This window comes from Pseudomonas sp. K5002, from assembly GCF_013386655.1.
Classification (GTDB): Bacteria; Pseudomonadota; Gammaproteobacteria; order Pseudomonadales; family Pseudomonadaceae; genus Aquipseudomonas.
Map to the genome: position 1 here is coordinate 1 of NZ_JACARK010000001.1, position 8,945 is coordinate 8,945.

Annotated in this window: 12 protein-coding genes; 7 read left to right on the forward strand and 5 right to left on the reverse strand. The window is 59.6% G+C overall.

Annotated elements, in window-relative coordinates; all coding sequences use genetic code 11:
* The coding region (locus HX846_RS00005) for a methyl-accepting chemotaxis protein (protein ID WP_256739747.1) at window positions 1–432 on the forward strand (432 nt) is incomplete at its 5' end.
* Here the strand turns inward: HX846_RS00005 and HX846_RS00010 are convergent.
* Together HX846_RS00010 and HX846_RS00015 are read right to left on the reverse strand one after the other, a co-directional pair.
* The gene (locus HX846_RS00010; protein ID WP_003211926.1) at window positions 401–1,252 is read right to left on the reverse strand and encodes a hypothetical protein; all 852 of its coding nucleotides are present in this window, start codon (window positions 1,250–1,252) and stop codon (window positions 401–403) included. The two genes, HX846_RS00005 and HX846_RS00010, sit on opposite strands and share 32 nt — an antisense overlap.
* 192 nt (window positions 1,253–1,444) lie before the next feature.
* Window positions 1,445–2,290, reverse strand: a complete 846-nt coding sequence (locus HX846_RS00015; RefSeq protein WP_003211924.1) for a DUF6216 family protein — start codon at window positions 2,288–2,290, stop codon at window positions 1,445–1,447.
* Between the two features lie 151 nt (window positions 2,291–2,441).
* Here HX846_RS00015 and HX846_RS39320 point away from each other — a divergent pair, with 151 nt between their 5' ends.
* Window positions 2,442–2,687: a hypothetical protein gene (locus tag HX846_RS39320; RefSeq protein WP_008437880.1), complete on the forward strand. Its 246-nt coding sequence runs from the start codon at window positions 2,442–2,444 to the stop codon at window positions 2,685–2,687.
* Entirely contained in the window at window positions 2,684–3,586 is a 903-nt protein-coding gene (locus HX846_RS00025; protein WP_003211921.1) for a LysR family transcriptional regulator, read from the forward strand. Before HX846_RS39320 ends, HX846_RS00025 begins: the two co-directional genes overlap by 4 nt.
* Here HX846_RS00025 and HX846_RS00030 read toward each other — a convergent pair.
* Window positions 3,578–4,336: a substrate-binding domain-containing protein gene (locus HX846_RS00030; protein WP_008437882.1), complete on the reverse strand. Its 759-nt coding sequence runs from the start codon at window positions 4,334–4,336 to the stop codon at window positions 3,578–3,580. The genes HX846_RS00025 and HX846_RS00030 overlap by 9 nt on opposite strands.
* A gap of 12 nt (window positions 4,337–4,348) precedes the next feature.
* Window positions 4,349–5,641, reverse strand: coding sequence for an MFS transporter (locus tag HX846_RS00035; RefSeq protein WP_003211917.1), 1,293 nt, complete (start codon window positions 5,639–5,641; stop codon window positions 4,349–4,351).
* Window positions 5,642–5,839: 198 nt separating this feature from the next.
* On the opposite strand from HX846_RS00035, the gene HX846_RS00040 reads away from it, so the two are divergent.
* On the forward strand, window positions 5,840–5,986 hold the full coding sequence (locus tag HX846_RS00040) for a hypothetical protein (protein ID WP_166742144.1): 147 nt from the start codon (window positions 5,840–5,842) through the stop codon (window positions 5,984–5,986).
* 120 nt (window positions 5,987–6,106) lie between these two features.
* On the opposite strand, the gene HX846_RS00045 is transcribed toward HX846_RS00040, so the two are convergent.
* On the reverse strand, window positions 6,107–6,499 hold the full coding sequence (locus HX846_RS00045) for a VOC family protein (RefSeq protein WP_178964768.1): 393 nt from the start codon (window positions 6,497–6,499) through the stop codon (window positions 6,107–6,109).
* A gap of 134 nt (window positions 6,500–6,633) precedes the next feature.
* On the opposite strand from HX846_RS00045, the gene HX846_RS00050 reads away from it, so the two are divergent.
* From HX846_RS00050 to HX846_RS00060, 3 genes are all read left to right on the forward strand, one after another.
* Window positions 6,634–7,356 carry a GntR family transcriptional regulator gene (locus tag HX846_RS00050; protein ID WP_003211913.1) on the forward strand — a complete coding sequence of 241 codons (723 nt, stop codon included), beginning with the start codon at window positions 6,634–6,636 and terminating at the stop codon, window positions 7,354–7,356.
* The gene (locus tag HX846_RS00055) at window positions 7,353–8,141 is read left to right on the forward strand and encodes an SDR family oxidoreductase (RefSeq protein WP_087692590.1); all 789 of its coding nucleotides are present in this window, start codon (window positions 7,353–7,355) and stop codon (window positions 8,139–8,141) included. The genes HX846_RS00050 and HX846_RS00055 overlap by 4 nt, the downstream gene beginning before the upstream one ends.
* Window positions 8,142–8,223: 82 nt before the next feature.
* Window positions 8,224–8,945: 3-keto-5-aminohexanoate cleavage protein (locus tag HX846_RS00060; protein WP_178964769.1), on the forward strand; the 722-nt coding region annotated here is incomplete at its 3' end.

The following is an 8,945-nucleotide window of genomic DNA, read 5'->3' on the forward strand; positions in this document are numbered from 1 at the left end:
GCCGGTGAGTCCGGGCGTGGCTTTGCCGTGGTGGCCGACGAAGTGCGTGCGCTGGCCCATCGCACCCAGCAATCGACCCTGGAAATCGACCAGATGGTCACCGCGATGCGCAGTGGCTCCAGCGAGGCACTGACCTCAATGCAATCGAGCACCCAGCGGGCCAGCGAAACCTTGATCCTGGCCGAAGGCGCCGGTGGAGCCTTGAGCCAGATCACCGACTCCATCGACCAGATTCACCAGCGCAACCTGGTCATCGCCAGCGCCGCCGAGGAGCAGGCGCAGGTGGCCAAGGAAGTGGATCGCAACATCGTCAATATTCGTGACCTGTCTGCGCAGTCGTCTTCGGGAGCGGGGCAGATCAACGGGTCGAGCCAAGAGCTGGCGCGCTTGGCCGTGTCGCTCAATGAGGCGGTGGCGCGGTTTCAGCTGTAACCGGGTCTAGTCGTGCCACGGATGGCACCAGCTCCAGGATCCGGTCACGACCCCCTTCGGCCACCAGGTACGTTCCCTTCGTCGTACGCACAATCGACTGTGGCGCCTTCAGGAAAGACAGAATCGTCTGCTGGCGTCCTTGCTTGTCGATCAACAACAAACGCGCGCGGTGGGTGGAATCCTCGTTGATCCATAACCCGCGTTCATCGCACATCAGGAAGGTGGGTTTGTTCAATTGGCTCAGTACCACTGGATCGCTACCGTCCTCGGTTAATTCGCGGACCACACCCTTCTTCTTTTCCGTGTAGAGCATGCGCCCATCGGTACAGCGAACGATCGACTCGCCTTCGCTGAGTTGGTCACGCACGACGCTCAAGGTCTTGTCGCTCCAGCGATAGCGCAGTATGCGGGCAGCTACCTTGCGGTCTTCGATGGCGTAAAGGAACTCGCCGTCGTCCCACAGCCCTTGCACGCTGTCGCCCTTGAACAGCTCGGTAACGACGCCGTCCTTGAGGAAACTGACCGGCGCGCCGTCCACTTCCTGGCTGAATACCCAACCGCCTTGAGTGGCGACCATCCCATCCGGTTTGGATAAATTTCCTACCACCTGTTCGCGTTTTCCGTCGGGCAAGATGCGCACGATACTGCCAAGGCTGTTGCTCAATTCCTGGCTGACCATCAGCGAACCGTCAAGCATTGGCATCAGCGACGCAGCCTTTTCCACATTGCGGTGGATCACTTGCACACTCCAGTTATTGGCAGCGCTGACCGGATAGAAACTTTGCCAGGCGAAGAAGCCCAGGGTGGCAAGGCAGAGCAACCCCAGTAGCCACAGACCCAGAAGAAGCGCGCGATAGAGAGGCGCTGGGTTGGAAGTCCTTTTTATTGTGTTATCCATTGAGTGCGCTGCCGGTAGGTAGTCGTGAATAGAAAAGATCTGAATATAAATTAATTGTCGTGGTCACCTGCAAGAGGGCTGCATATCGTGCCCCACCTGAAACGTCTCTGGGAATCACCTGATCCCTCTGGCAAGCCACTGGCGGTATAGCTTACGGGCGACTTCCATTCGCGCGATAAGGATAACCAGCCAGATCATCCCGCCCATCGAGAGCAAGGCGAACCACAGCAGGAGCCCGCGCTGTTCGCTCAAACCGTCGCGCACGTATTTACTGTAGTTTTTATCGATAAAAAATGAGCAGATGACGTCGAGCTTTTCTTCTGGCAGACCGGGAAGGATGAAGGCTTGCAGAGACCCTGATGACCGACATTGCTCAACAGTGAGCCTTGCGTCGGACCATATCCCGAACTTCACGTTTTCTTCGGAGAGGTAGAATGATGGCGACTCCGGAGAGTTTTTCAGTGACACCATCAAATACCCGGATTCAATCAAAGGTGGAGTGATCGCTACGCCTGCCAGCAGCACGATGGCCAACAAGAAACAGCAATTGGTCCTCCACTGCGCGAACCTTCTGGTGATGAAGCTCAAGGCAGTGAAGTCGCTCCAGTCAATGTAGCGCTTCACTCGACCGAAATCGCGTGGGGTGAATCCATTGTTGTACATCCACTCTTCAGCCGAGTCTGCATCCTGCAAGGTGTTTGCAGGAATGTTGAACTCATAGCGGTAGTACTCCAGCTCACGGAGGTCCTTGCGCATGCGTTCGAAACGTTCGGTTTCGAAGTGCGGCTGCCCACCAAAAAAACGCCAAATCCAGTCGCGCAGAAACAACAGAGAGCCGGAGCGTCGGTAGATGAAACAAAGCAGCCACACAACGGCGAGTAGAGTAACGATGCCGCTGAATGCAGGGAAATTTTCAACATACCAAGTCAGCGGTGTGCTTTTGGAGATTGGGGCGGTCATGGCTTAATCCTTAGTCATAACGAGTCGAACGCGCGATTCTAGGCAAACTGGGCAGAGGTGTCTTTGCTTCAGGAAAAACAGGAAGAAGCTGACTTGCACGTAGGAAGCCGGACAGCATCAAGAGGTCATTGAACTGAAACGCTTATACGGTGTGCAGATTCACGTAGACCTGCTGATCAAGGGTTTTGACGGTGCCAGCGAGCGTGTGAAGCTTGATGCCAGTTTTGCGACAATTGACGCCCTAATACCCGAGACCTATGATCAAGCCCAGCTCACTGAGCTGTTAGCAGAGGCAGGATTTTTGTATACGGCAGATACCGGAAAAACCCAGCCTGTTGCTGGGTTTTTTGCATCTGAGCGTTTTTCTCCCGCGACTACCCAACGGCCCACTCGATGATCATCAACTTCGACCTCAACGACCTCCAGGCCTTCCGCGCCGTCGTAGACAAGGGCAGTTTCCGTGCGGCGGCCGAAGCCATCCGTATCTCCCAGCCGGCCCTCAGCCGGCGTATCGAGAAGCTCGAATCCGCCCTCGACGTCAAACTCTTCGAACGCACCACGCGCCGGGTCAGCCTGACCATGGTCGGCCGCGCGTTCCTGCCGCAAGTCGAGCGCATGCTCGATGACCTGGACATCGCCCTGATGGGCATCAGCAACGTCGCCTCGACCCGCATGGGCAATGTCACCATCGCCTGTGTGCCCTCCACCGCGTACTACTTCATGCCCCACGTGATCTCCGAATTCCACAAACTCTATCCGAAGATTCGCCTGCGGGTCTTGGACGCCAGTGCGGGCGAGGTGTGTGCGGCAGTGGAAAGTGGCGAGGCGGATTTCGGCGTGAGTTTCAGCGGCAGCCTGGCAGACGGGGTGGAGTTCGAGCTGTTGTTGCAGGAGCGTTATGTACTGGCCTGTCGCCGGGAGCACCCGCTGGCGGACCGCGCCAGTGTGACGTGGGCCGAGGCGTACGAGTACGACTACATCACCGTGGACAAGACCTCAGGCAACCGCTTCCTGCTGGACCAGGCCCTGCGCGGCGTGCGGGTGAAGAAACCAAGCATCTGCGAAACCCATCACGTGACGACCATGATCGGGCTGGTGGAGGCGGGGCTTGGGGTGGCGATGGTGCCGTCGATTGCGATGCCGGGCGGCGAACATCCGATTCTGACGAGCGTGCCGCTGGTGGAGCCGGAGGTGGTGCGCAACGTGGGGTTGATCAAGCGCCGCGGGCGTACGTTGACGCCGGCGGCACTGGAACTGGAGCGGTTGACGCGGGAGATGCCGTTCCGGTCAGTGTGAGACCGAATCCAGGCCGGTGGATTGCACCACCGGTTGCGCCTGGGGCGAGGCGAGGAATTGCAGGAGCTTTTTCGCCTGCGCCGGGTGCTGCGCATTTACCGGAATGCCGGCGGCAAAACGGGTGACGGACTGCACGTCTTCGGGGATCTTTCCGACGTAGGTCACGCCTGGAATCGGCAGCAGTTCGGACACCTGTTGCAAGCCCACTTCGTAATCACCCTTGGCCACCTGTGAGGCCACCGGGATGCGTTCGATCATGGTGCCCTTGGACGGCATGCCGAGCTTCTTGAACAGTTCCTTTTCGACGTAGACGCCGCTGGCGCTGTCCGAGTACGCGACGGATTTGGCGTTGGTCAGTACCGTCTTCAGTTCGGCATCGGTGGCAATCGAGGGCTTGGCCGCGCCTTCCTTGACCACCAGGCCGATGCGCGAGTCCGCCAGTTCAACCCGGGACGCCTTGTCGACCTTGCCTTGCTTGATCAGCTCATCCAGTGCGTAGCCGACCATGATCACCACGTCGGCGTGTTCGCCACGGGCCAGGCGGTTGGGAATCGCTTCCGGCGCCTTGCCCATCGACGGGCCGAGGATGGTGTCGAGGGTGTCGCCGCTCTGGGTGGCGTATTGCGCACCCAGCACCTTGTAGGCAGCGGTGAAGCCGCCGGAGGTCATGACTTTCAGCTCTTCGGCGTGGGCGACCATCGCCAGGGAACCGATCGCCAGTGCCGCCAGTGTTTTCAGCATGGGGTTCATCAGTGCGACTCCTCAGGCAACTTGCAGACGGGCGCTGGCGCGGCGATACAGCGCGAACGTCGCGCACAGGGCGCACAGCGCGGCGAACATCAGCCAGTAGGCGGGCGATGCCTTGTCGCCCGTCTCGTGGATGAACCAGGTGGAAATCGCCGGGGTAAAACCGCCGAAGATCGCGGTCGCCAGGCTATAGGCCAGGGAGAAGCCGGCCACACGCACTTCCACCGGCATGATCTCGGTCAGGGCCGGGATCATGGCACCGTTGTACATGCCGTAGAGGAAGGAGAACCACAGCAGGGTTTCCAGCATGTGCGCGAAGCTTGGCGCATTGACCACGTAGGAAAGTGCCGGATAAGCGGTCAGCACGGTCAAAGCAGTCATGGCGATCAGCACCGGCTTGCGGCCAAAACGGTCACTGAGGGTGCCACCGATGGGCAGCCAGATGAAGTTCGACACGGCCACCAGCAGGGTCACCAGCAGGGCGTCGGCGGTGGTCAGGTTGAGTACGGTTTTGCCGAAGGTGGGTGCGTACACGGTGATCAGGTAGAAGGCCGTGGTGGTCATCGCCACCATCATCATGCCGCCGATCACGATGGTCCAGTTCTTCACCAGGGTGGCCAGCACTTCGCGCATGGTCGGGCGATGCTTGCGGTTGGCGAACTCTTCGGTTTCCTGCAGGTTGCGGCGCAGGACGAAGATGAACGGGATGATCACGCAGCCGATGGCGAACGGAATGCGCCAGCCCCAATCGGCAACCACGGCTGGTTCCATCCACTGGTTCAGGCCATAACCCAGGGCGGCCGCGACCACGATGGAGATCTGCTGGCTACCCGATTGCCAACTGGTATAGAAACCCTTGCGGCCCGGGGTGGCCATTTCGGCCAGGTACACCGACACGCCGCCCAGTTCGGCACCGGCCGAGAAACCTTGCAACAGCCGGCCCATCAGCACCAGCAGCGGTGCCCACAAACCAATGGTGTGATAGCCGGGCACCAGCACGATCAGCAGGGTGCCACTGGCCATGATCGCCAGGGTCACGATCAAGCCTTTGCGACGGCCCACATCATCGATGTACGCGCCGAGGATGATAGCCCCCAGCGGACGCATCAAAAAGCCCGCGCCGAACACGGCGAAGGTCATCATTAATGACGCAAATTCATTAGCGGCAGGGAAGAAGGCGGCGGCGATATAGGTGGCATAGAAACCGAACAGAAAGAAGTCGAACTGTTCGAGAAAGTTGCCGGAGGTGACGCGAAAGACCGCGCCGACTTTGGAGCGGGCAGAGTCAGGCCGTGAAGGGTTTTGCATTTTCTTGTGTCTCCAGCGTTCTTTTTAAAGTGCTTGTTTCGCTTAAGACCGCGGATAGTGGCTGACACATTTGGAAATGATAAGTGAGTTGTTTACATGTATTGATGCGTCGTGGTTATCAATTGCCGGATGCACACAAAACCGCTCCCTCATCTATGCTTGCCCAGTGTGTCCAATTCTTACGGATGGGAGGTGGGTATGAGCAACGAACAGAAGCAGCGCGAAGAGTTGGAGCAGGAGCGGGCGAGGAAGCTTCGCGAGGAAGAAAAGCCGCAGACCTGGAAGCATCCGGACGATGGCACGGAACTGTCCGAGCGTGACCAGGAGCGCCCGCTCAAGCCTTGAGTCCTTGTTTCCTGTAGGAGCGAGCTTGCTCGCGAAAAACCTGAGGGCGACGCGGGGCACCTGATTTCCCGCGTTATCGTTAACGACCTTCGCGAGCAAGCTCGCTCCTACAGTGTTTCTTCAGTTTTGAATCGGCGTACACAACTCCACCAGCGTCCCATCCGGGCACCGCACATACGACACCACCTGCCCCCAAGGCTTGGTGCTCGGCGCAGCAAGTTCTGTCGCACCCTCGGCCAGCGCTCTGGCATGAGCCTTTGACACATCCTCGGTAACAAACCCCAACTCCATCCCCAGCGGTTGCTGTGAAGCATGCGCCTCCACATGCCCGCCCTTGAAGTTCATCTCGCCCAACTCATGCGCTGCAAAAGAGAGGGTGGTATCACCGGTATCCAACTCGCCATAGGCCCCCGATTCATGCAGGAAACGGCGACTGAAGCCGAAGGCTTTTTCGAAGAATTGCAGGGATGCAGCGACGTCCGGGACGTAGACGATGGTGTAGGCAAATTTCATGGTTCAGCGGTCCTTGCTGGAGAAAGGGCTCATTAGAGTCAGCGTCGTGCATACCGTCAACGGGAAACTATTTGACATATTTGATTTGTGATCACATATTGGAGCCATAAGAACGACAACACAGGTTTTGACTCATGACAGATGGCCCGCTACTCCTTCCCACCTTGCGCCAGGTGTCCCGCGATACCTTGCAAGACCAGGTCTATCGCCAGATCCGCGAAGCCTTGATGAGTGGTCGTTTCCAGCCCGGCCAGAAACTCACCATCCGCGGCCTCGCCGAAGCCCTCGGCTCCAGCCCCATGCCAGTGCGCGAAGCCCTCCAGCGCCTCAGCGCCGAAAACGCCTTTGAAGTCACCGAAACCTCCCGTCTGCGGGTCCGCATGATGACGGTCGAACGCCTGCGCGAGATTCGCGATGCGCGGGTCGCCCTGGAAGGTTTGCTGGCAGAAAAAGCCGTGCTGCTCTTGGAAAAAGCCGACCTCGACGAAATTTCCGACCTCTGCCAACAGATGCAACAGGCCGCCGACGAAGTCGACGTTTCCCGCTACCTGTGGACCAACTTCGCCTTTCACCGTCGGATCTATGCCGTCGCCCAGGCCGAATTGACCATGGCCGCCGTGGAAAACTTCTGGCTGCACATGGGCCCGTGTTTTGCCCTGGTCGCCCCCGATAAAGCTCACTTGCAACGCTCGATGGAGGCGCATACGCGCATCGTCGAAGCCCTGGCCGCCCGCGATGGCGCCGGTGCCCGCGCGGCCGTGACCGATGACATCATGCAGGCCGCCGATTCCCTGGCGCGCCTGCTCGTCAAGAACGACCGTTCGCGGTCGTCTGTTTCAGGAGGTAAACGTGCATGAGTGTCCTACAGCGGCTGCAGCCTTATCCTGGGTTACGTGTGTTGATTTCCGGCGGGGCTGCCGGCATCGGTGAAGTGTTGGCGGCGGCCTATCTGGAGGCGGGTGCCAAGGTGCATGTGTGTGATGTCAGCGAAGCGGCCCTGGCGGCGTTTCGCGACAAGTACCCGGGCACTGTCGCCACCCGTGCCGACGTGAGCGATGCCGCGCAGATCGAGGCGGTGTTCCAGGTGCAGCGCGAGCAATTCGGCGGGCTGGATGTGCTGGTCAACAACGCCGGGATTGCCGGGCCCACCGGCGGCATCGACGCCATCAGCGATGCCGAGTGGCAAGCCACGATCAATATCAACCTGACGGCGCAATACCGCTTTGCCCACCACGCGGTGCCGATGCTCAAGGAATCGTCCCACGGCCATCTGCTGCATATCGCCTCGGTCGCCGGGCGCCTCGGCTACGCCTGGCGCACGCCGTATGCGGCGACCAAATGGGCCATCGTCGGCCTGATGAAATCCCTGGCCTCGGAGCTGGGTGAAAGCGACATCCGCGTCAACGCCTTGCTGCCCGGCATCGTTGAAGGCCCGCGCATGGACGGCGTGATCCGCGCCCGTGCCGAACAGGTCGGTGTGCCGGAAGCCGAGATGCGCCAGGAATACCTGAACAAGATCTCCCTCAAGCGCATGGTCACCGCCGAAGACGTCGCGGCCATGGCCTTGTTTCTCTGCTCGCCTGCTGCCCGCAATGTCACCGGCCAGGCGATCAGTGTCGACGGTAACGTCGAGTACCTGTAGGCCGCGTCAGCGTTAAGCCAGGGAAGAACACACAAGTTACACCCGGGATTTTTTTCATAAGAATAAAAGTCGGAGAATCGTCATGTCCAAAAATCGTCCTGTGATCATCACCTGCGCCGTCACCGGTGCCATCCATACGCCGTCGATGTCGCCGCATTTGCCGATCACCGCGCAGGAAATTGCCGACGCCGCCATCGGTGCCGCCGAAGCCGGCGCCGCCATTGTCCACCTGCATGCCCGTGATCCCATCGATGGCCGTCCCAGCCAGGACCCCGCGCTGTTCGCCGAATTCCTGCCGCACATCAAGGCCGCCAGCGACGTGGTGATCAATATCACCACCGGCGGCGCACCGACCATGGGCGTCGAAGAACGCCTGCAACCGGTGATGCAGTTCAAGCCGGAACTGGCCTCGCTGAACATGGGCTCGATGAACTTCGGCCTGTACGAAATGCTCAACCGCTTCACCGAGTTCAAGCATGACTGGGAGCGTCCGTACCTGGAAGAAAGCGACGACCGGATCTTTCGCAATACCTTCCGCGACATTACCCACATCCTCAATTCCTGCGCCGAGAACCGCACCCGTTTTGAAATCGAGTGCTACGACATCGGCCACCTGTACACCGCCGCCCATTTCCTGGAGCGCGGCCTGCTGAAACCACCGTTGTTTATCCAGTCGGTATTCGGTTTGCGCGGTGGCATCGGCGGGCACCCGGAAGACCTGGCCCATATGCGCCGCACCGCCGACCGCCTGTTTGGCGACGACTACGTGTGGTCGATCCTCGGCGCCGGCCGTGGGCAGATTCC

Coding starts and splice junctions, on each gene's coding strand:
- HX846_RS00015 (WP_003211924.1), bottom strand. CDS start 2,290: ATGACCGCCCCAATCTCCAAAAGCACACCGCTGACTTGGTATGTTGAA.
- HX846_RS00025 (WP_003211921.1), top strand. CDS start 2,684: ATGATCATCAACTTCGACCTCAACGACCTCCAGGCCTTCCGCGCCGTC.
- HX846_RS00030 (WP_008437882.1), bottom strand. CDS start 4,336: ATGAACCCCATGCTGAAAACACTGGCGGCACTGGCGATCGGTTCCCTG.
- HX846_RS00035 (WP_003211917.1), bottom strand. CDS start 5,641: ATGCAAAACCCTTCACGGCCTGACTCTGCCCGCTCCAAAGTCGGCGCG.
- HX846_RS00040 (WP_166742144.1), top strand. CDS start 5,840: ATGAGCAACGAACAGAAGCAGCGCGAAGAGTTGGAGCAGGAGCGGGCG.
- HX846_RS00045 (WP_178964768.1), bottom strand. CDS start 6,499: ATGAAATTTGCCTACACCATCGTCTACGTCCCGGACGTCGCTGCATCC.
- HX846_RS00050 (WP_003211913.1), top strand. CDS start 6,634: ATGACAGATGGCCCGCTACTCCTTCCCACCTTGCGCCAGGTGTCCCGC.
- HX846_RS00055 (WP_087692590.1), top strand. CDS start 7,353: ATGAGTGTCCTACAGCGGCTGCAGCCTTATCCTGGGTTACGTGTGTTG.